19 protein-coding genes are annotated in these 20,571 nt (G+C 46.8%); 4 read left to right on the top strand and 15 right to left on the bottom strand.

Annotation, left to right across the window (positions count from 1 at the left end):
• From ATB76_RS24725 to aspA, 10 genes are all read right to left on the bottom strand, one after another.
• Positions 1-1,386, bottom strand: a complete 1,386-nt coding sequence (locus ATB76_RS24725; RefSeq protein WP_061036251.1) for a class II fumarate hydratase — start codon at positions 1,384-1,386, stop codon at positions 1-3.
• A gap of 16 nt (positions 1,387-1,402) precedes the next feature.
• The gene (locus tag ATB76_RS24720) at positions 1,403-1,783 is read right to left on the bottom strand and encodes a hypothetical protein (RefSeq protein ID WP_061036250.1); all 381 of its coding nucleotides are present in this window, start codon (positions 1,781-1,783) and stop codon (positions 1,403-1,405) included.
• Between the two features lie 215 nt (positions 1,784-1,998).
• Entirely contained in the window at positions 1,999-2,484 is a 486-nt protein-coding gene (locus ATB76_RS24715) for a hypothetical protein (protein WP_042602255.1), read from the bottom strand.
• A 259-nt stretch (positions 2,485-2,743) separates the two neighbouring features.
• Positions 2,744-4,471 (bottom strand): sodium:solute symporter family protein, encoded by a 1,728-nt coding sequence (locus ATB76_RS24710; RefSeq protein ID WP_038882002.1) that lies wholly within the window; start codon positions 4,469-4,471, stop codon positions 2,744-2,746.
• Positions 4,472-4,483: 12 nt separating this feature from the next.
• Positions 4,484-4,747: a DUF4212 domain-containing protein gene (locus ATB76_RS24705; protein ID WP_005448273.1), complete on the bottom strand. Its 264-nt coding sequence runs from the start codon at positions 4,745-4,747 to the stop codon at positions 4,484-4,486.
• A gap of 200 nt (positions 4,748-4,947) precedes the next feature.
• Positions 4,948-5,574, bottom strand: a complete 627-nt coding sequence (locus ATB76_RS24700) for a MarC family protein (protein ID WP_005448274.1) — start codon at positions 5,572-5,574, stop codon at positions 4,948-4,950.
• A gap of 290 nt (positions 5,575-5,864) precedes the next feature.
• Positions 5,865-6,500 (bottom strand): response regulator transcription factor, encoded by a 636-nt coding sequence (locus ATB76_RS24695; RefSeq protein ID WP_038870959.1) that lies wholly within the window; start codon positions 6,498-6,500, stop codon positions 5,865-5,867.
• Positions 6,501-6,695: 195 nt separating this feature from the next.
• Positions 6,696-8,531: a protein-disulfide reductase DsbD gene (locus ATB76_RS24690; protein WP_061036249.1), complete on the bottom strand. Its 1,836-nt coding sequence runs from the start codon at positions 8,529-8,531 to the stop codon at positions 6,696-6,698.
• A 162-nt stretch (positions 8,532-8,693) separates the two neighbouring features.
• Positions 8,694-10,001: an anaerobic C4-dicarboxylate transporter gene (locus tag ATB76_RS24685; protein ID WP_038870965.1), complete on the bottom strand. Its 1,308-nt coding sequence runs from the start codon at positions 9,999-10,001 to the stop codon at positions 8,694-8,696.
• Positions 10,002-10,177: 176 nt separating this feature from the next.
• Positions 10,178-11,629, bottom strand: a complete 1,452-nt coding sequence (gene aspA, locus ATB76_RS24680; protein ID WP_038870968.1) for an aspartate ammonia-lyase — start codon at positions 11,627-11,629, stop codon at positions 10,178-10,180.
• 424 nt (positions 11,630-12,053) lie between these two features.
• On the opposite strand from aspA, the gene ATB76_RS24675 reads away from it, so the two are divergent.
• Positions 12,054-12,572, top strand: coding sequence for an FxsA family protein (locus ATB76_RS24675; RefSeq protein ID WP_038870971.1), 519 nt, complete (start codon positions 12,054-12,056; stop codon positions 12,570-12,572).
• Between the two features lie 70 nt (positions 12,573-12,642).
• On the opposite strand, the gene trmL is transcribed toward ATB76_RS24675, so the two are convergent.
• From trmL to ATB76_RS24655, 4 genes are all read right to left on the bottom strand, one after another.
• Positions 12,643-13,122, bottom strand: a complete 480-nt coding sequence (gene trmL / locus ATB76_RS24670; RefSeq protein WP_012126507.1) for a tRNA (uridine(34)/cytosine(34)/5-carboxymethylaminomethyluridine(34)-2'-O)-methyltransferase TrmL — start codon at positions 13,120-13,122, stop codon at positions 12,643-12,645.
• 132 nt (positions 13,123-13,254) lie between these two features.
• Entirely contained in the window at positions 13,255-13,863 is a 609-nt protein-coding gene (locus tag ATB76_RS24665; RefSeq protein ID WP_061036248.1) for a superoxide dismutase, read from the bottom strand.
• 72 nt (positions 13,864-13,935) lie between these two features.
• Positions 13,936-15,342 carry an envelope stress sensor histidine kinase CpxA gene (gene cpxA / locus ATB76_RS24660; RefSeq protein WP_061036247.1) on the bottom strand — a complete coding sequence of 469 codons (1,407 nt, stop codon included), beginning with the start codon at positions 15,340-15,342 and terminating at the stop codon, positions 13,936-13,938.
• A complete protein-coding gene (locus ATB76_RS24655; protein ID WP_038870981.1) occupies positions 15,342-16,031 on the bottom strand; it encodes a response regulator in 690 nt (229 codons plus the stop codon). The genes cpxA and ATB76_RS24655 overlap by 1 nt, the downstream gene beginning before the upstream one ends.
• 191 nt (positions 16,032-16,222) lie before the next feature.
• Here ATB76_RS24655 and ATB76_RS24650 point away from each other — a divergent pair, with 191 nt between their 5' ends.
• From ATB76_RS24650 to pfkA, 3 genes are all read left to right on the top strand, one after another.
• Positions 16,223-16,732 (top strand): CpxP family protein, encoded by a 510-nt coding sequence (locus ATB76_RS24650; RefSeq protein ID WP_038870983.1) that lies wholly within the window; start codon positions 16,223-16,225, stop codon positions 16,730-16,732.
• Positions 16,733-16,855: 123 nt separating this feature from the next.
• Positions 16,856-17,764, top strand: a complete 909-nt coding sequence (gene fieF, locus ATB76_RS24645) for a CDF family cation-efflux transporter FieF (protein WP_042602249.1) — start codon at positions 16,856-16,858, stop codon at positions 17,762-17,764.
• Positions 17,765-18,049: 285 nt separating this feature from the next.
• The gene (pfkA, locus tag ATB76_RS24640) at positions 18,050-19,012 is read left to right on the top strand and encodes a 6-phosphofructokinase (protein ID WP_038870987.1); all 963 of its coding nucleotides are present in this window, start codon (positions 18,050-18,052) and stop codon (positions 19,010-19,012) included.
• Positions 19,013-19,075: 63 nt separating this feature from the next.
• Here pfkA and ATB76_RS24635 read toward each other — a convergent pair whose 3' ends face one another.
• Complete coding sequence (locus tag ATB76_RS24635; RefSeq protein WP_061036246.1) at positions 19,076-20,458, bottom strand: MATE family efflux transporter; 1,383 nt, start codon at positions 20,456-20,458, stop codon at positions 19,076-19,078.
• Positions 20,459-20,571 lie beyond the last annotated feature (113 nt).

The following is a 20,571-nucleotide window of genomic DNA, read 5'->3' as shown; positions in this document are numbered from 1 at the left end:
TTATTCTGCAACGCCGCCTTGAGTCAGTTTGGCTGGATTGAGCAATCTTTCTAATGTGGCACGATCTAAGTCCGTTTCTTCTTCCGCTACATCAATGATAGCGCGACCTTGTTTGTAGGCTTTCTTCGCCACTTCCGCTGCTTTTAGGTAGCCAATCACAGGGTTAAGTGCGGTGACCAGAATCGGGTTCTTCGCCAGTGCAACATCAAGGTTGTCTTGGCGCACTTCAAACGTCGCAATGGCTTTGTTTGCCAAAGCAGCGGCGCTGTTCGACAGCAGTTCAATGCTTTCTAATACATTGTGAGCTATCACTGGTAGCATCACGTTAAGTTGGAAGTTACCCGATTGACCTGCAACGGTAATGGTTGCGTCGTTACCAATCACTTGTGCTGAGGCCATGGCTGCTGCTTCTGGAATCACAGGGTTCACTTTGCCTGGCATGATAGAAGAGCCCGGTTGTAAGCCTTGCAGTTCGATTTCGCCTAAGCCAGCTAATGGGCCTGAGTTCATCCAGCGAAGATCGTTTGCGATCTTCATGATCGCAACTGCTGCTGTTTTGAGCTGTCCTGATAGGGCAACGATCGCATCCTGACTGCTGAGATTGAAGAAGAAGTTTTTGCTTGAAGCAAACTCGATGCGCGTTGATTGCGTTAGGTTATCGGCAAAAAGATCGGCGAAGCGTGGATCGGCGTTGATCCCTGTCCCTACCGCTGTTCCGCCTTGGGCTAACGCTTTCACTGCTGGTAGTGTTTGTTCGATGGCTTGTTTGGCGTGATCGATTTGGAACTGCCAACCACCAAGCTCTTGGGCGAAGGTAATTGGCATCGCATCCATGAGGTGCGTGCGACCTGTTTTCACCACGTCTTTTAGGGCTTGTTGCTTAGTCTCTAGTGTCTCACTTAGATGAGACAGTGCAGGCAGTAGCTGTTTTTCAATCGCAATTGCGGAGCTAACTTGAATCGCAGTAGGCACTACGTCGTTACTGCTTTGACCCATGTTGACGTGATCATTTGGATTGACCGTTCCGCCTAGGTGATCAGACGCCAATGTTGCAATCACTTCGTTGGCATTCATGTTTGAGCTGGTGCCTGAGCCGGTTTGGAATACATCGATAGGGAATTGGTCGAGGTGTTTACCATCAATGATGGCTTGCGCAGCATCGGCGATGGCATTGGCAATATCACCTTCTAGCAAGCCAAGTTGGGCATTGGTGAGCGCAGCGGTTTGTTTGATGTGGGCGAGTGCTTGGATAAAGCCAGTCGGCATGGTGTGTGTGCTGAAAGCGAAGTTATCGACAGCGCGTTGAGTTTGGGCTTGATACAAAGCGTTGGCTGGGACTTTGACTTCGCCCATGCTGTCCGCTTCGATACGGAATTCCGTGGTCATGGTAGGTTCCTTTTGTTTAATCGAGTGGCGTCTGTATCAGACGTAATTGTTGTTGTAATGAGAGAAATTTCACATCGCCATCCTCAAACTGGTAGTAGTAGCGTTTGAGACAAAGTAGCGGAGTGTGAATGGAATCGAGGCAGACTCGGCGGAAGATGCGGCTGCGCGCAGGGTCCTGAATAGCATCAAGTAGATGGAAGTAGACTTGGCGTAAATACAGCTCGCACAGCAACAGGTTTTCGTGCTCTGTATCGTGATCGTAGATGGATGACAGCACCATTCCCCAATGGACGTAATCATGAATCACATCGGGTTCGAAACCGCTTGGCGCATACACGTGTAGGAATCGGTCTTGCGCTTTAAAAAATGCATTGTAGATGGCTTGGCTGCTGTCCATAGTTACCTCGATATTTAAGATAATGATAATTATTATCAATTAATTGTCGATTAGCAACCACAGCTTTTTTGAGGAAATAACACAACAAAAAAAGCCGATACTCGGACTCAGTATCGGCTGAAGTGGGTGAGCTCAATTCCTACAATTAAGCTCGGTATTCTTTCGCGAGATAAGGTTGGCTAAAATGCGTCTTAAAGCCTTATGGAGCAGGTAAGTTATTTGTCCGTAAACAGGGTTTCGTATTTCACAAATGCCGTTTGCGTTTCACCGTAGTAGAGCGTGCCTTCAGATTGAATCGCAACACGTAACCAACTCTCTGCCGATGCAGGCTTAGGCAAAGTGATGGTCCAGTTTTGCCCGACTTGATCCGTAGGCGTCATATCGATTGGCTGTGCGTTTTGCTCTTGGCTATCCACCACTGAAAGCTTCACCCCTTCCAGTGGATAAGCAGCATGTAAAGACAACTCTAAGCTATCTGGCGTCAGCTTTTCTGAGCGAAACTTCACTTTAAAGTCGCCATTCTCCATATCACACAAGCCACTGGTGTAACGGCAATTCGACTTGCTGGCCAGCTTGTAGCTTTCCCCTTCTTTAGCTGCATGAGGTTTCTCACTCAGAGCCATGTCTGTACCGAAATAAGCGATTAAAGACAAAATTGGGGCGATCAACAGGGCGATAATAAAGTGCTTGTTTTTGAACATAAAATACTAATCCCATCAATTATCTGTTCATTTTTACTGGCTAAAATCGCTAATAACTTCGTTAAAGATTTTGAAGTTAGAGCAACTAGCTTGCTGCAATCTCTGCCTTGTTCTAAGCGATTTTTCCGCGTAACCCCTGAACATATAATCAATGGCATTGGTATGCTTCCTTGCTACGGTTCAGGGAATATCTAATTATTAGAATAAGTTAAGTGAATAAAAAAGCCCCAAGCGGGGCTTTTGTGGTTTGCGTTATATTTTAGTGGTCTACCGCACCGCCAGCGCCTGCTGGTACACGTACGTGCTCGACTAGGTCTTTTACTTCTTGTGGTGTTTCTGCTGTCACTCTTGATACAGCGAACGCCACAATAAAGTTAAATACCGCACCGATTGCACCAAATGCGTTTGGCTCAATACCTAGGAACCAGTTCTGCCCCCAACTTTGTAGGTACGTCCAGTCAGCAACAAATAGAATGCCTTTATGCTGGAATACGTAGAATAGCGTGATACTGATACCTGCAATCATACCTGCGATTGCGCCTTCTTTGTTGATGCTCTTACTGAAGATACCCATCATCAACGCAGGGAAGATGGAGGATGCCGCCAGACCGAAGGCGAGGGCTACCGTTCCGGCTGCAAATCCTGGCGGATTCAAGCCCAAGTAGCCGGCGACTGCGATGGCAACAGCCATAGAGATTCGACTCGCAAGCAGCTCTTTCTTCTCGGATATATTTGGATTGATCACGCCTTTGATTAAGTCATGTGATATCGCGGACGAGATAGCCAATAGTAGACCCGCTGCCGTCGATAGTGCCGCTGCGAGACCACCTGCTGCAACCAACGCGATGACCCAGTTTGGTAGCTTAGCAATCTCTGGGTTTGCTAGTACCATTATGTCACGGTCAACTTTTAGCTCGTTAGTCGCTGGGCTTGATGTGTACTCAATCAGGCCATCGCCATTCTTATCATCAAAGCCTAGAAGACCTGTTTTCTCCCAGTTCTTGAACCAGTCAGGGCGCTCGTCATAAGCAAGATGCTGACCAGGAGCTGGGTTAACAGTATCCATTAGGTTTAGACGTGCCATTGCAGATACTGCCGGCGCTGTTGTGTAAAGGATCGCAATGAAAAGTAATGCCCAACCTGCTGATGTACGCGCATCACGCACCTTAGGTACAGTAAAGAAACGAATGATGACGTGTGGCAGACCCGCAGTACCGATCATTAGTGACATGGTGTAAACGAACATGTTTAGCGTATCGCCACGAACTTGAGTGGTGTATTCACTAAAGCCGAGTTCGGTCACCACCTGGTCGAGCCGATCGAGCAGATAGACATCGGTGCCTTGGATGGTACTACCCAGACCGATCTGTGGTAGTGGGTGACCTGTTAGTTGCAGAGAGATAAAGATTGCAGGAATAGTGTAAGCCAAAATGAGTACGCAATACTGAGCAATCTGCGTGTAGGTAATGCCCTTCATACCGCCCATTACGGCGTACATGAATACGATACACATACCAATCAATAGACCGGTTGAGTAATCCACCTCAAGGAAGCGACCGAACGCCACGCCGACACCTTTCATCTGACCGATAACGTAAGTCACCGATGCGATGATAAGACATACAACCGCTACGATACGCGCTGCGTTAGAGTAGAAACGCTCACCTACGAATTCTGGCACGGTAAACTTACCGAACTTACGTAGGTATGGTGCAAGCAGAAGTGCAAGCAGTACGTAACCGCCTGTCCAGCCCATTAGGAATACCGAACCGCCGTAACCCATGAAGGCTATCAAGCCTGCCATTGAGATGAACGATGCTGCTGACATCCAGTCTGCTGCGGTTGCCATGCCATTAGCGATAGGGTTTACACCGCCGCCTGCTACATAGAATTCTTTGGTTGAGCCCGCACGTGCCCAAATCGCAATACCGATGTAGAGGACGAATGTCGCGCCAACTACAAGATAGGTAATAGTTTTCAAATCCATCTGAGTTACTCCTTACTCATCCACGCCGAATTCACGGTCGATTTGGCGCATCTTCCACGCGTAGTAGAAAATAATACCGAGGAAGGCATAGATGGAGCCTTGCTGAGCAAACCAGAAGCCTAGTTTGTATCCACCTAATTGAAATTGATTAAGTACGTCGACAAATAAGATGCCGCAGCCGAAAGACACTACGAACCAAATGACCATTAGGGTAATCATGAGTTTCACGTTCTTGTCCCAGTAGGCTTTGGCTCTTTCTTCGCTTTCAAATGCCATTGCCGTCTCCTTACGATTGGTATTGTTGTTAAAAAAATGTTTCAACATGTACATTAGCAAGGCACTGGCAAGAACTCTTTTCAACTTTAGTCGGGACGCTAAAAAGCAAAAACGCCCATTTTTAGGGCGTTTGAGAAGAAGTAGGAATAAAAGTGTGATGTTAATTTGATGTTAAATTAGCCAAAGGTCTAAGAGTTTTATCAATTAACATAGAAATCTTTTATACCAAGCAGCAAATTATTCAGTGCAACAGCGGCAAGGATAAGCCCCATTACGCGGCTGATGATGGCTGCACCTACGTTACCAATCACTTTTTGAATTGTGTTTGCGCCCAGTAACAAGAAGAGGGTAACCAGAAGTACCGCAATCATGACGCCTGCGGTCATTGCTTGGTCGACGAAAGAGTAACGATTGTTATCGGTGAGCATCACGATGGCCATCATTGCCCCCGGCGACGCAATCGAAGGAATCGCAAGAGGGTAAACGGCTAAGTCAGCGAGATCCGAGTGGCTGACTTCTTCGCCCAGTTTTTGCTCTTGTTCTGGCTTGCTTTCACCAAAGATCATCGACAATGCAAACAGTAATAGCACTAAACCACCAGCGGCTTGGAAGGCGGGTAATGGAATTTGCATTGCTTCCAGTAACAACTGACCGGCAATAAGAAAGAACAGCAACACACCCATTGAAATGGCAATGGCTTTTAATGCGACGAGACGACGCTGTTTTGCCGTAAGGTGCTGAGTCTGTGATAGATAAACGGGTACTGAACCAATCGGGTCGATGACGGCCCAGAGTACGACGAATTGAGTGACGAGAATACTTAACAAAGTATGACCTCCCAGAGTTAGCGGTTTAACAGAGGGATGAAGAGGCTGTGTGTGACAGTCTATGCCGATCGTAGCCAGTAATTGCTTATTCTAGCTTGTGAAAACGCTCGATAACGGCATTAAAAATTTCGATTGTAGGAGAACTACTTATCGAAAATTTTCGCCTTGTTCTCAAGCCTTTTTCCTACGCTATTTATAAGCTCTGACTCACTGTGATTGGCATTATCATTTTAACGTCTATTGTTCTTTTTGCGTCATATAAATGTGAATTGGTTATATTTATTAACACATTACTGCTCTGATTCCATTTGTTGCAGCAAAATAACGGCTTGAGTGCGATTCTTGACGCCTAATTTTCGGAATATGGCGGTCATGTGTGCTTTGATGGTTGCTTCTGAGACATTGAGCTCGTAAGCGATTTGCTTGTTGAGTAAGCCATCCGATAGCATGCCGAGCACCTTGTATTGTTGAGGTGTCAACGCAGCAATCTTTTCTGCTAAGTCATTACATGCTGCGTTATTGGTGATCAAGCCTTCAGGGAAGAATGGGTCGCCGTTCAGCACTTGGTTAAGGGCACTGACAAGTTCACGCATGTCGCTTGATTTAGGAATAAAGCCAAATGCGCCGTGGCTTTTTACTTGGCTAACCACTGCGGGTTCTTCGCTGGCAGAAACCACGACGATTGGTAGGTCTGGGTATTCTGCACGTAAGTGAATCAGACCGGACATGCCGTTTGCACCTGGCATTTTGAGATCCAGCAGCACTAGGTCGGGCTCTTCTTCTTTTTTAAGGAGTGTCAGGAGAGCATCTAAAGAGTCAGCTTCGAGGAGGTTAGCACCACTCACCGCCATATGTACCGATTGGAACAAGGCGTTGCGGAACAATGGGTGATCATCAGCGATGATAATGGTGTAGGTCGAATCCATGACGTTAAACACTTTTGACTATTTCGTTAATGGAATTATTGTCCACCTTTAAGAGGGGGGACAATGTTTATGCGCTAAAAGTCTGAACCAAATCGACTTTTATTAGAAAAATTGCATATAAACGCAAGTTTCGAGATTTTATTGAGACAATAAAAAACGCCAGCGAGGTATCACTGGCGTTTGAATGATTCACAATTAAAATTGGTTGATGTGTGCCAAGAAAGGCTCGGCCTGCATAAAACCGGTCAAACGAGCGTTTGAAACATGTTGGCCATTCGCATCCCAAAATTCAATCGTCGGTAAACCTAATACATTCATATGCTTAAGAAGTTCGATGTCTTGTACTTGGTTCTTGGTTACATCGGCCTGTAGCAGTACAAAATCTTGCAGTTTTACTTCGACACTTGGGTCATGGAAGGTGTACTTTTCAAACTCTTTACATGCGACACACCAATCAGCATAGAAGTCGAGCATCACGGGTTTACCGGCTTGCTTAGCCAATGCCAATTGTTGTTCGAGCTCTGTTACATTGGAGACGCGCGTAAAGCTTACTGTCACTTGTTGAGTTTGCGTTGTTGTGTGGCCACCAAACCAGTAATTAAGTGCTGGTTGAGCTGACGCAAACAAACCAAGCACGGCGATAATGCCTACTGCACTTTGTTTCCAACCACCAAACTCAAGGCTGTTCTTGATGTGGTATAGCCAACCAAATGCAGCGATACCTAGTGCTGACCACAATGCCGTCGCCCATATTTCTGGCATGATGCGCTCAAGTAGGAAGATAGGCGCTGCCAGCAGAATGAAGCCGAATAGGGTCTTAACGCGATCCATCCAACCCCCTGCTTTTGGCAGAAGTTTGTTGCCGAATACAGCAACAAGAATGAGTGGAATACCCATACCCATCGCCAGTGCGTAAAGCGCGATACCACCAGTCAGCAAGTCACCGCTTTGTGCAACGTAAAGTAGCGCACCAGACAGTGGCGCCGTGGTACATGGTGAGCACACTAGACCTGAAATCGCGCCCATGGCGAATACGCCTGCGCTGCTTCCGCCTTGTTGTTTGTTGCTTAGGTTGTTTAACCACGTTTGCACGCCACTTGGCAGTTGCAGGTTATAAACGCCAAACATCGACAGTGCGAGTGTCACGAACAGCACACTCAAACCAATCAACACATAAGGGTGTTGCATCGCAGCTTGGAACTGCATGCCCGCAGATGCCACCACAAGGCCAAGTAGGGTGTAAGTCAGCGCCATGCCTTGCACGTAGACAAACGACAAGCCTAGCGCACGGCGTTGGCTTAGTTTGCCACTGCCAAGCACGATGCTGGTCAGAATTGGGTACATCGGCAGTACACATGGTGTAAACGCCAAACCCACACCAAGCGCTAAGAACAGAAGTGGTGTCCACCAGTTATCAGCAAGGTTGGCGGCAAGGCTATCTTGCTGTGTTACTGGAGCCGATGGTGTGTCGGTAGAAGTAGATGATTGCACCGCTGGTGGCGTTGCTGTTGGTACTTGTTCTGCTTTTGGTGCAGTCGTCGCCGCTGTTGAATCTGAGTTCGATGAAGTAAACGCGCTGATAGGAATTACGCGAGTTTCTGGCGGGTAACAGAAGCCAGCTTTGGCACAGCCTTGGTATTGCACCACCACGCGTGCACCGTCTTGCCAGTCATGCATTGGCACGTTAACAAACAGTGGCTGGGTGTAGATATGCACGTCACCAAAGAATTCATCTTTATGCGGCGTGCCGTCTTCCATTTGCAGTTCGCCTAGCGACACATTTTCGCCCGCAACGGACAAGCGCTCTTGATACAGGTAGTAACCATCACGTACCTGCCAGTCCAGCATGAGCTTACCGTCCTGCTGGTAATAGTTGAATTGGAAAGCCTGATCGACAGGCACAAACGTATCGTTGCTGCTGCCAAAAGTGTTGCTTTGGCTGTTCCCTAACTGATCATTGCCAAACAGAGCAAAAGAAGGCGCAGAAAAGGTAATAAGCCCTAAGAGTAAGACGGAGAGTAATGCACGCATAAAAGGTTCAATTCATCTTAGATAATTGCCGTTAGTGTAACTCAATCAGACCTGCTGGCTAGCCAATAAGTTTCATGGAAGTGAAGATTTGTTAACCGTTGTCCAATACAACAGGCAATAAAAAAGGGAGCCGAAGCTCCCCCGAGTAAGACTCTGTTTCTGCTAGATCAGTAGCCCACCGAACGCGAATCCAAGTGCAACTGCTGAAGCGATAGTTGCTACGCCTGGTACGAAGAATGGGTGGTTGAATACGTACTTACCGATACGAGTTGAACCCGTGTCGTCCATCTCAACCGCAGCCAGTAGCGTTGGGTAAGTTGGTAGTACGAATAGCGCACTTACTGCTGCGAAAGACGCAACTGCGGTAAGTGGTGCCACACCGATTGCTAGTGCTGCTGGCATCAGCGCAACGGTAGTTGCACCCTGCGAGTAAAGCAGCATTGAAGCGAAGAATAGAACAAGTGCTAGCATCCATGGGTAGTCTGCTAGTAGTGCACCCGCAACTTCTTTGATGCCATCAACGTGCGCGTTAACGAACGTAGAACCTAGCCATGCCACACCAAGTACACACACACACGCTGTCATACCAGAGCGGAATGTTGCAGCAGCTGGGATTTTGCCTGCGTCGATTTTACAGCTCAATACGATTGCTGCGGCTGCCGCTAGCATGACTGCCATGATCGCTTCGTTACGACCAAGTGCTGGGTTTTCGATAAGACCAATTGAACCAGAGATCGCTGCTGCGTAGCAGACTACGAATGCGATAGCGCCTAGGAAGATGAAGGTTGCTTTCTTCGCTGTTGGCAAGATTTCGCGTTTCGATTCTGTGTTTAGCTTGATAAGGCCTTTTGCTAGACGGTCTTGGTATTCAGGATCATCTTTAAGCTCGCTGCCCATGAAGTTCGCAACAAATGCACCGATCATACAAGCGATGAAGGTGGTTGGGATACAAACCGCTAGTAGCGTTAGGTAATCAACGCCAAATGGGTGAAGCATTGCAGCAAATGCCACAACTGCCGCTGAGATAGGGGATGCTGTGATAGCGATTTGCGATGCTACTACCGCGATAGACAGTGGACGAGAAGGACGAACACCTTGGCCTTTCGCTACTTCTGCAATAACTGGCAAAGTAGAGAATGCTGTGTGACCTGTACCTGCTAGTAGTGTCATCAAAAATGTCACGATAGGTGCGTAAAAGGTGATGCGTTCGGGATGTTTACGCAAAAAGTCTTCCGCAACCTGAACCATCCAATCTAAACCACCCGCTACCTGCATTGCAGCGATAGCAGTAATAACAGACATGATGATCAGGATTACATCGACAGGGATGAAAGACTGGCTTGTCGGGACGCCTAGGATTAAAGACAATGCAATTACCCCAGCACCACCGGCAAAGCCAATGCCGATACCACCGATTCTTGCCCCCAAATAAATGAAGAGCAGAACCACGAAGAGTTCGACCATTACCATATTGATACCTCTTTTAGTTTTTAATGATTCTGATTTTTTGAACACTCAGGAACAGGTGTAAATGCTCAGAAAATCAGAACCCGAGCGGCTTACGGCAATAAAAAGCGCATAAAAATTGTGGTTAACCGTATCAGAGCCTAAAAAAGGGCCCCGTTTGGGACCCCTTTCACCAGCGATTACTCGTAGCGTTTCGCTTTATAAGTCGGATGCATGAAGTTTTCAACCGATAAGATGTCATCTAGCTCTTCTGCGGTTAATAAACCACGTTCTAGAACCACATCACGTACGCTCTTACCTGTTTCAGCACAGATCTTACCAACAATGTCGCCCTCGTGGTGGCCGATGTATGGGTTTAGATAAGTCACGATACCGATAGAGTTGTAAACGTAGTTTTCACAAACTTCTTTGTTCACCGTGATGCCATCGATACATTTGTCACGTAGGTTCACACATGCGTTGTGTAGTAGAGAAATAGACTCAAACACGCTTTGTGCGATTACTGGCTCCATTACGTTTAGCTGTAACTGACCGCCTTCTGCTGCGAAAGATACCGTGTTGTCGTTACCTAGAACCTTGAAGCAAACTTGGTTTACAACTTCTGGGATAACTGGGTTTACTTTAGCTGGCATGATAGAAGAGCCCGCTTGCATTTCTGGTAGGTTCAACTCGTTTAGACCAGAGCGAGGGCCTGAAGAAAGTAGGCGAAGGTCGTTACAGATCTTCGACAGTTTCACTGCTAGACGTTTGAGCGCGCCGTGTGTCATTACGTAAGCACCACAGTCAGATGTTGCTTCGATTAGATCTTCTGCTGCAACCACCTCTACACCCGTAACTTCTGCTAGGTGTTTTACGGCTAGTGCTTGGTAGCCTGTTGGTGCGTTTAGACCAGTACCAATTGCTGTTGCACCTAGGTTGATTTCTAGTAGTAGCTTAGACGTGTAGTCTAGGGCGCGAATCTCTTCGTTTAGTGTCACTGCCCATGCGTGGAACTCTTGACCTACAGTCATAGGAACCGCGTCTTGAAGCTGAGTACGACCCATCTTCAAGATGTCTTTGAATTCTTGTGCTTTAAGTTCGAATGCACCTTTTAGGTATTCGATCGCTTCCATCAACTGATGAACACTGTTGTAAACCGCGATTCGGAAACCGGTAGGGTACGCACAGTTTGTTGATTGGCTCTTGTTTACGTGATCGTTCGGGTTGATGAACTCATATTGGCCTTTTTCTTTGCCCATCAGTTCAAGCGCAACGTTCGCAATAACTTCGTTAGTGTTCATGTTCACTGACGTGCCTGCACCGCCTTGGAACACGTCTGAAGGGAACTGATCCATGCACTTACCTGTTTCAAGGATCAAATCACACGCTTCTAGAATGTAGTTAGCAACGTCTTTTGGAATTGCACCTAGCTCTTTGTTTGCTAGTGCAGCGGCTTTTTTCGTCATTACCATACCGCGTACAAACTCAGGTACGTCAGAAATGGTAGTGCTTGAAATATTAAAGTTTTCGATAGCGCGAAGGGTGTGGATGCCGTAGTAAGCATCAGCAGGAACATGACGTTGACCTAATAGATCTTCTTCAATACGAGTGGCTTGGTTTGCTGTCTTTGGAGCATCAGATAGTGTAGCCATAACAGGATCCTTAGATAATAATTCTGATATTTAAGTTATTTATTAGCCATTTCTGCAATCTAGAATCCGTTCATCAGAGTTTTTGGCTGGAAAAACCGTCCTGACTTATGTGGCACATCATACTGCACCTAGCGCATAAAAATAGTAAGTGGATCACCTTTTTCGCTTTTAATGCGTCAATAATTTGCAAAGTATGAACGGGATATTAATAACCCTTTATGGGTAGGTGTTTTTCCTCGACAAACATGGATTTTAAGAGTGCGAAAATAGCACTTTTCAACGATCAAATTTTATATATGCACCTTTATTCAAAAGGCGTTTTTTGTACAACGCATTCTCCCTATGATGAACACGCTTTTTTACAACGATTCGTTTGAGCTTAGTAGGCTTTTGCCATTACACTGAAATCAACAAAGGAGGGCATGTGTTTCCTATCTTATTATTGGCGTTTATTTTCGTCCCGATCATCGAAATCGGCCTATTTATTCAGGTGGGAGGCTTTTTAGGTCTTTGGCCTACGATTGCTTTAGTTCTGATCACCGCATTTGTTGGCGCGTCTTTGGTACGCAGCCAAGGCATCCAGACGTTGATGTCAGTGCAAGGTCGCTTAGAGCAAGGTGAGCTTCCGGCTCAACAGATTTTTGAAGGTGTGATGCTGGCAGTTGCAGGCGTATTGCTGTTAACACCAGGTTTCATGACCGACGCATTGGGTATGTTGGTGTTGCTTCCCGCGCCACGCGCTGCGATTGCGAAATACTTAATGAGCAAGATGGTGGTGAAGACCATGAATGGTGGCGGCTTCCAAGGTGGCTTCTCAAATCAAGGTCCCTATGAACAAGACCCGTTTCGTCGTGACCCATTCGATTCTCAATCGGACAACGGCAATACCTTCGAAGGTGAGTACGAGCGTAAAGACGACAATGATCGTAACAAGCTCAACTGATTCAATCGGTAAGTAAGAAAAGCAAAAGGGCGCATTCAGCGCCCTTTTTAGTATCCGTGATTTGGTGCGCTTACATTGCGCCTTCAAAACCCATTTGACGCCATGCTTCAAATGCGATGATCGCAACGGCATTAGAAAGGTTCAGGCTACGGGCATCTGGCATCATCGGGATGCGGATGCGCTGCTCCATTGGCAAGCTATCAATCACATCTGCTGGTAGTCCGCGAGTTTCTGGACCAAACATCAATACATCGCCTTCTTGATACTTCGCATCCACATGATGACCTGTGGTTTTGGTCGTACACGCAAATAGGCGGTAGTTGCCTTGTTTCTCTTTCTCTAAGTATTCCAAGAATGCTTGATAATCTTTATGACGCGTCACGCGAGCCAAATCGTGGTAATCCAAACCTGCGCGGCGGACTTTCTTCTCTTCTAGATCGAAACCCAGTGGCTCAATCAGGTGGAGATTCGCACCACAGTTAGCACACAGGCGAATGATGTTGCCGGTGTTCGGCGCGATTTCTGGTTCGTATAGAGCGATATCAAACATGGTATTGAATTAGATTGGTCAAAACAGGCGAGCAGTATATACCCAAGTCACCTTGAGAAGCGAGATTCAACACAATGACTTGAGGGGCATAAGGGCGTGTAGGTAAACCTTGTCGCCCAGATGTTGAAAGGTTTAACCGAGTGCGCGAGCGTAGTTTTCTTCTACTGCGCGCCAGTTCACTACGTTCCACCATGCGTCAATGTACTCAGGACGACGGTTTTGGTAACTGATGTAGTAAGCGTGTTCCCAAACATCCAGCGCTAGAACTGGCTCACCTTGCACCGCGGCAACATCCATCAGAGGATTGTCTTGGTTGCTCGTGGAGGTAATCTGAATCTCTCCATCCTTTACGACTAGCCAAGCAAAGCCTGAGCCGAAGGTATTGATTGCCGCTTGGGCAAACTCGTCTTTGAATTTTTCGAAGTCACCAAACTTGTCGTTGATGGCTTGAGCGAGTGCACCTTGAGGCTCACCGCCACCGTTTGGTGACATGCAGTTCCAGTAAATGATGTGATTGTAATAGCCGCCACCGTTGTTGCGGATAGCTGGACTGTGTTGAGAAATGCAAGCGAAGATGTCATCGAGGCTTTGGGTCTCGAGAGCGCTGCCTTTTGCGGCAGCCATGAATTTATCGTAATAGGTTTTGTGGTGTTTGCTGTAGTGAACTTGCATGGTTTTCGCATCGATGTAAGGCTCTAACGCATCGTAGCGGTACGGAAGCTCTGGAAAAATATGCGACATTGTAAATCCTCCTTTATGAAGGATTTACTTTAATGTTAATGAAAATCATTATCAACTTTGATCTTTGTAAGGTTATTTGCCTATTTTGAGTAATGGCAGAGTCATCGTGACTCGTAAACCACCCAATGGGCTGCGACTTGCGATAATCGAACCACTGTGCTGACGAATCGCACTTTCGGTGATGGTTAAGCCCAACCCTGTACCACCTGAATGGCGGTCGCGCGCGGTCGACACACGATAGAACGGACGGAAAATCGCTTCCAATTCTTCCTCTGGTACGCCTTCACCGTTGTCATCTACAATGATGTTCAAGGTGTCTGCGCTGTCTTGAATGTCGATCCTCACTTCATCTTTGCCATAGTAAATCGCATTACGAATGATGTTTTCTACCGCACTCATCAGTAGTTTTGGATTGCCAGAAATGCTGCGTTCAGGAAGGTTAGAGTAGTTCAGTACTTTGCCCATTTGTTCGGCTTCAAACTGCGCATCCTTAATAATCTCTTCCCACAAACTTACTATTGGCTGAGTCTCGCGCGTCATGTGACTGTTCACTTGCATGCGTGAAAGTTCGAGTAGTTCGGCGATCATCTGCTCTAAACGTTGCGCTTCGGTGTCGATTCGGGTCAGCTCTGGACTCTCCCCTTGCTTACGAGTCGCCAGCGCACTTGCCATACGCAAGCGAGTCAAAGGCGAACGTAACTCATGTGAAATGTCCGACAATAAACGTTGCTGGCCAGAAATCATCTGATTCACAGCCTCGACCATTTGGTTGAAGCTGGTTCCGGCTTGACGAAACTCGGTTGTGCCTTTCTCTAGATTAGGATCGATGACAAACTCACCTTTCGCGACGCGTTGCGCTGCACTTTCCAAGCGTCGAGCGGGTTGGCTCAAAGCCCACGCTAACCAAAGCAATAACGGGGTACTCACGAGCATAACTGCAAGCAGCAATTGCAATGGGTGATCGAACAGGCGCAACATGATTGGTGGCGGCTCATTCCATTTAAAGCCGACGTACATCAACAGGTCCGAATTGGCGATTTTGATCGGCACGGGGCCTGCGATCATGTAGCGACCGTAAAGCTTTTGCTTCGGTTGAGACTGATCTTCAATGCTAGTGACAAAGTTTTGTAGCGCACGTAGCTTGAAATCTCTGTGACCTGATGAAGTTGTCAGTACGTTGCCTTCGTGATCGGAAAAGAAGATACGTGGACGCGGATCATGTTTACTGCGTCGCTGACCTTCGATGCTGAACAAAATCTTGCCGAGGTTATCTTGTTTGCGATACTTCTTCTCGATACCGTCACGTATTTCAATCATACGCTGATAGTGGTCTTGCGGGATGTCGCGTGCTTTCCGTGGGTCAAGGTGTGGCAATGACAGCACTGCCATCAGAACCAAAAACATGGTGAACCAAAAGATGGCAAAGATGCGTCCATACAAGCTGTTTATCTTCGGCAGTTTGAAGCGTGGTGCTCGCATTAATCCTCCTCAATCAGCATGTAGCCGCGCCCGCGTAGCGTTTTAATACGAGGCTTACCGTTACTTTGGTCTGGCAATTTTTTACGTAGGTTGGATACGTGCATATCGATCGCACGATCAAACGCGGCTAAGCGCTTGCCAAGTACATCTAAGCTCAAGGCTTCTTTAGTTAGCACTTGCCCAGGGTTTTGCACAAAGTGTGTCAGAAGAGCAAACTCTGTCGTCGTTAAATCTAACAACGTCTGTTCGCAGTATGCTTCTTGTTTGCCAGGGAAGAGTTTGATTTCTTGGTACTCAATGCAGTCACTGTTTTTCGCGCTCTTCTGGGTGCTGCTGGTACGGCGCAAAATCGCCCGGATCCGAGCGAGTAATTCGCGGTCGCTAAACGGTTTTGGTAGGTAATCATCGGCACCCAGTTCTAGGCCGATAACGCGGTCTATCTCTTCGCCTTTCGCCGTTAGCATAAGCACTGGTGTCTCCCAGTTTTCGCGCAGGCGTTTTAGGGTTTCCATTCCATTGAGTTTTGGCATCATGACATCGAGCAAAATAAGGTCAATTTCATCAGTGACAGCCGCGAGGCCTGCTTCTCCATCGTTGGCTTCACTGACGTTAAAACCTTCAAAGCTTAGTACCTCTTTAAGCAGACTGGTTAGCTCGGTATCATCATCAATCAAAAGAATGTTCGCCATTTGAGTACCTATTTATGATTCGTGGTTGTTTTAATATTACATGGGAATGATAGGTAACGAAGAGTGTAAAAATCACTCTTTACGATTCTTTACGGTCTCTATACGTCGCTTTACCTAGTAGGTCGTATTCTACACTCAAGCGCTGTGAGAACAGCTCAGAAGAATCACTAACCTGTGTAAGGAATCAAATTATGAAAACTGCAAAGAAACTAGTACTGGCTGCTGTTGTTCTACCACTAACTCTAGGTACAGCGAGCGCATTCGCATTTGGTGGTAAAGATCATAAAGGCCATCGCGGTGAATGCGGCAAAGGTATGGACCGTGGCATCATGCGTCAACTAGACCTGACTGATGCACAGAAAGACCAGCTAAAAGAAATGCGTGAAGCGAACAAAGCGGCGATGAAAGCAAAATTCGCAGATGGTCACGAAGCACACATGGCAGAGCGTCAAGCGCACCACGATAAAGTTCAAGCACTTCTATTGGCTGATAACTTCGATGAAGCCGCAGCAAACGACCTAGCAAAAGAGATGGTTGAGAAGCAAACTGAGCGTCGCGTTAAGATGCTAGAGAAGAAACACCAAATGCTGAGCGTGCTGACTCCTGAGCAAAAAACAAAATATGTTGAGCTACAAAAAGAGCGTCACCAAGAGTGTGGCGAAAAAATGCAAAAACGCATGCACAAGCACCACAACAGCTAATCGCTGAAAGATAAAGTAAAAGAGGTAGCCTGAGTGCTGCCTTTTTTTGATCTTGGCGATTTCATACTCATTCAATAATTCTCAAGGTATACTCAAAGTACAGTTTGAGTTAACTCTTTGATTATGAAACACGAATATGCACGTTTAGTCACGACCGCTGCTTGGACGGCGACCATTGTCGCGACGATTCTTTTAATAGTAAAAGTCATTACTTGGTGGGTGACGGGCTCTGTCAGTCTGCTTGCTTCCTTGATTGACTCGATGCTGGATATCGCCGCATCGGTCGTGAACCTTATTGTTGTACGCTATTCACTACAACCCGCTGATAGAGAACATACTTTTGGCCATGGTAAAGCGGAGTCGCTAGCAGCACTGGCGCAGGCAATGTTTATTTCTGGTTCTGCTGTTTTCTTGGTTCTTAATGGTATTGAGCGATTTTTCCGTCCACATGAGCTGAATTCACCTGAGCTAGGGGTTTATGTCTCTCTATTCGCTATGGTCGTTACTTTTGGACTCGTGATGTTCCAAAAGCATGTGGTACGTAAAACGGGTAGCCAAGCGATTGCTGCTGACTCACTGCATTATCAAACCGATTTATACATGAATGGCGCCATCATGGTGGCCTTAGGATTGAGCTATTTGGGGGTAACGCAAGCCGATGCTGTGTTTGCGGTCGGTATCGGTATCTTTATTTTGTACAGCGCATTCAAGATGGTCAGCGAAGCGATTCAGACGTTGCTCGATAGAAAGCTACCAGATGAAGAACTGGAGCAGATCCGTGAAGCCTGCATCAATGTTGAAGGCGTGTTAGGAGTCCATCAGCTAAGAACTCGCATGTCTGGACCGACGCGCTTTATTCAATTGCATTTAGAGTTGGATGATCATCTACCTTTAATAAAAGCCCATCATATTGCCGATAAAGTTGAAGATAATTTGTTGGCGCTTTTCCCGGAAGCGGACGTCTTGATCCATCAGGATCCGTTGTCGGTCGTCTTTGGACCAGAGAAAGAACAAAAGGCGCAAGATTGGTAGCGGTCGAAAAATCAGACCAAGCGTAACGACAAATAGGCGCTTATTGGCTATCTTTCCATCACTACTTACTAAGAATCGTGATCCTGATGTGAATCAACGAAGTTGCAAAGAGAAACTGTAATACTCTTACATAAGTAGAAAAGTTACATAAAAAAGTGTGTTTTCATTGGTATTCCTGTAGAGGAAATGTAACATAACGCACAGTTCTGGATTATGCAGGTTGCTTGGTAACAAGGGGCCTAGAAGAAAATTAAATAAATTGATTGCCAAAGATCGAGGGTGAGCATGATTAAGAAGATCGGTGTTTTAACAAGTGGCGGTGACGCACCTGGTATGAACGCAGCAGTACGTGGCGTAGTTCGTACAGCACTATCTGAGGGATTGGAAGTTTACGGTGTTTACGATGGCTACCTAGGTCTTTACGAAGGCCGCATCGAGAAGCTAGATCGTTCTAGCGTTTCAGATGTGATCAACAAGGGTGGTACATTCCTAGGCTCTGCACGTTTCCCTGAATTCAAAGAAGTGGAAGTTCGTGAACAAGCGATTGAGAACCTGAAAAAGCACGGTATCGATGCACTTGTTGTTATCGGTGGTGACGGCTCTTACATGGGTGCTAAGAAACTGACTGAAATGGGCTACCCATGTATCGGTCTACCAGGCACAATCGATAACGATATCGCAGGTACGGATTACACAATCGGTTACCTAACTGCACTAAACACAGTTATCGATGCAATTGACCGTCTTCGTGACACGTCTTCTTCTCACCAACGTATTTCTATCGTAGAAATCATGGGTCGTCACTGTGGTGACCTTACTCTGATGTCTGCAATTGCTGGTGGTTGTGAATACATCATCACGCCAGAAACTGGCTTGGATAAAGACAAGCTAATCAGCAACATCCAAGATGGCATCTCAAAAGGTAAGAAGCATGCGATCATCGCACTTACTGAGCTGATGATGGATGCAAACGAACTAGCGAAAGAGATCGAAGCAGCGACAGGTCGTGAGACTCGTGCGACGGTTCTTGGTCACATCCAACGTGGTGGCCGCCCAACAGCGTTCGACCGTGTTTTAGCATCTCGCATGGGTAACTACGCGGTTCATCTACTAATGGAAGGCCATGGCGGTCGTTGTGTTGGTATCGTGAAGGAGCAGCTAGTTCACCACGACATCATCGATGCAATCGAGAACATGAAGCGTCCAGTACGTAACGACCTATACCAAGTTGCTGAAGAGCTGTTCTAAGCAACTGGTTAAAGTCAGAATCAAAAAAACCGCGGTTATCCGCGGTTTTTTATTATCTAACGTTTACGCTGATGGTTGGTGTTCTGCCAATGTTATTCTTCGCTCACGTAGTGCAAACCAATACCCTAATAGCCCGCCCATCGTATTCCCCAGCGCAATACCAATAAACAAACCTTCAATGCCATAAACGTGGCTACCAATCCAAGCTGCAGGTAAGGTAAATACGAATAAACGCATGAAGCTCCATTGGAAGGCACGCATTGGTTTGTGCATTGCGTTGTAGCCACTGACTAGCATCATCACAATCCGTTGGAAGCCATAACTAAATGGCACCACCAATAGGTAATGCCAAAGCAGATCTTTTACGACGGCTTCCTGAGAGAACAAGGCTGCAAGAGGAATACTGAGTGGCACCATCATCAAGAAGATAAACCCTTGGAAGAGAACTGCGAACCGCATGCTGAGGAACCAACCGGAAAAGGCTCGAGCAGGATTATTTGCCCCAAAGTTCTGTGCCATAAATGGGGTGAGAGCGGAAGTGAGAGACATTAAAACCAACAACAGAATCGATTCAATTCGCTGAGCTGCGCCATAAGCTGCTACTGCAGCTGTCCCATGACTTGAAAGCAACATCATCAGGATTGCGCCCGATAATGGGGTCATTGCATTGGAGAGCGCTGCAGGAGTGCCGATTTTTAACGTTTGTTGCCAGTCTTGTTTGATGAATTGCCATTGCGGCGGGGCAAGTAGCTTCTCACGTTTGACGAGTAGGTAAAGCGAACCGCATAACGCGCCAAACCAACTGAAGGCACTAGCAATCGCCGCGCCTTGGATGCCCAATTCAGGGAAGGGCCCGTAACCAAAGATAAGCAATGGATCGAGAATACCGTTGATAAGCCCTGCCAGCATCATGATTTTAGCTGGAGTTTTGGTATCGCCGGTTGCGCGAATCGCACTATTGCCCGCCATTGGAATTACCAACAGAGGAATAGTGAGATACCAAACCTGCATATACTGTGCGATCAGCGGAATAGAATCTTCTTTCGCGCCCAAGAAGCTGAACAGCGGCTCGATAGTAAAAAAGCCTAGTATTGAGGCGATCATCACCAGCACAACTGCCAGCAATAACCCGTGGCTGGTAAAGCGAGCAGCTTGAGGAGCATGGCCTTGACCTAACAGTCTACCAATATTGGTAGAAAGCCCCATGCCGATGCCCATGGTGATGCAGTTCACTGCAAAGGTGACGGGAAAGGTGTAACTGATTGCTGCTAGGGCTTCTGTACCCAGCAACGAGATAAAAAAAGTATCGACCAAGTTAAACATCAAAATGGCAATCATGCCCATCGTCATCGGGATGGTCATTTTGCGTAAGGTGTCAGGAATGGGCGCGGTCAACAAACCATGCTTATCTTCGGCCTGATTGTCCGGCTTGTTTTTTTCCAACATTTTTGATGTCTATCTGGTGAGGGAAACGCAAGGATACAAGAAAGCGAGATAGTGGGCGAGTGAGCATTTCGCACGCAAACCGTTGCCTAGCTGCTGGTTATTTTAACTAAGTC

Origin of the sequence: Vibrio sp. MOR3, from assembly GCF_001557775.1 — a bacterium.
In the GTDB taxonomy this organism is placed as follows: Bacteria; Pseudomonadota; Gammaproteobacteria; order Enterobacterales; family Vibrionaceae; genus Vibrio; species Vibrio jasicida.
The sequence above is the reverse complement of the archived record's forward strand: the minus strand, read 5'-3'. Positions and strand labels throughout refer to the sequence as shown.

Coding starts and splice junctions, on each gene's coding strand:
- ATB76_RS24650 (WP_038870983.1), top strand. CDS start 16,223: ATGAAAACTGCAAAGAAACTAGTACTGGCTGCTGTTGTTCTACCACTA.
- ATB76_RS24715 (WP_042602255.1), bottom strand. CDS start 2,484: ATGTTCAAAAACAAGCACTTTATTATCGCCCTGTTGATCGCCCCAATT.
- ATB76_RS24720 (WP_061036250.1), bottom strand. CDS start 1,783: ATGGACAGCAGCCAAGCCATCTACAATGCATTTTTTAAAGCGCAAGAC.
- pfkA (WP_038870987.1), top strand. CDS start 18,050: ATGATTAAGAAGATCGGTGTTTTAACAAGTGGCGGTGACGCACCTGGT.
- ATB76_RS24635 (WP_061036246.1), bottom strand. CDS start 20,458: ATGTTGGAAAAAAACAAGCCGGACAATCAGGCCGAAGATAAGCATGGT.
- ATB76_RS24710 (WP_038882002.1), bottom strand. CDS start 4,471: ATGGATTTGAAAACTATTACCTATCTTGTAGTTGGCGCGACATTCGTC.
- cpxA (WP_061036247.1), bottom strand. CDS start 15,342: ATGCGAGCACCACGCTTCAAACTGCCGAAGATAAACAGCTTGTATGGA.
- fieF (WP_042602249.1), top strand. CDS start 16,856: ATGAAACACGAATATGCACGTTTAGTCACGACCGCTGCTTGGACGGCG.
- ATB76_RS24695 (WP_038870959.1), bottom strand. CDS start 6,500: ATGGATTCGACCTACACCATTATCATCGCTGATGATCACCCATTGTTC.
- trmL (WP_012126507.1), bottom strand. CDS start 13,122: ATGTTTGATATCGCTCTATACGAACCAGAAATCGCGCCGAACACCGGC.
- ATB76_RS24655 (WP_038870981.1), bottom strand. CDS start 16,031: ATGGCGAACATTCTTTTGATTGATGATGATACCGAGCTAACCAGTCTG.
- ATB76_RS24690 (WP_061036249.1), bottom strand. CDS start 8,531: ATGCGTGCATTACTCTCCGTCTTACTCTTAGGGCTTATTACCTTTTCT.
- ATB76_RS24665 (WP_061036248.1), bottom strand. CDS start 13,863: ATGTCGCATATTTTTCCAGAGCTTCCGTACCGCTACGATGCGTTAGAG.
- ATB76_RS24685 (WP_038870965.1), bottom strand. CDS start 10,001: ATGGTAATGGTCGAACTCTTCGTGGTTCTGCTCTTCATTTATTTGGGG.
- ATB76_RS24725 (WP_061036251.1), bottom strand. CDS start 1,386: ATGACCACGGAATTCCGTATCGAAGCGGACAGCATGGGCGAAGTCAAA.
- ATB76_RS24705 (WP_005448273.1), bottom strand. CDS start 4,747: ATGGCATTTGAAAGCGAAGAAAGAGCCAAAGCCTACTGGGACAAGAAC.
- aspA (WP_038870968.1), bottom strand. CDS start 11,629: ATGGCTACACTATCTGATGCTCCAAAGACAGCAAACCAAGCCACTCGT.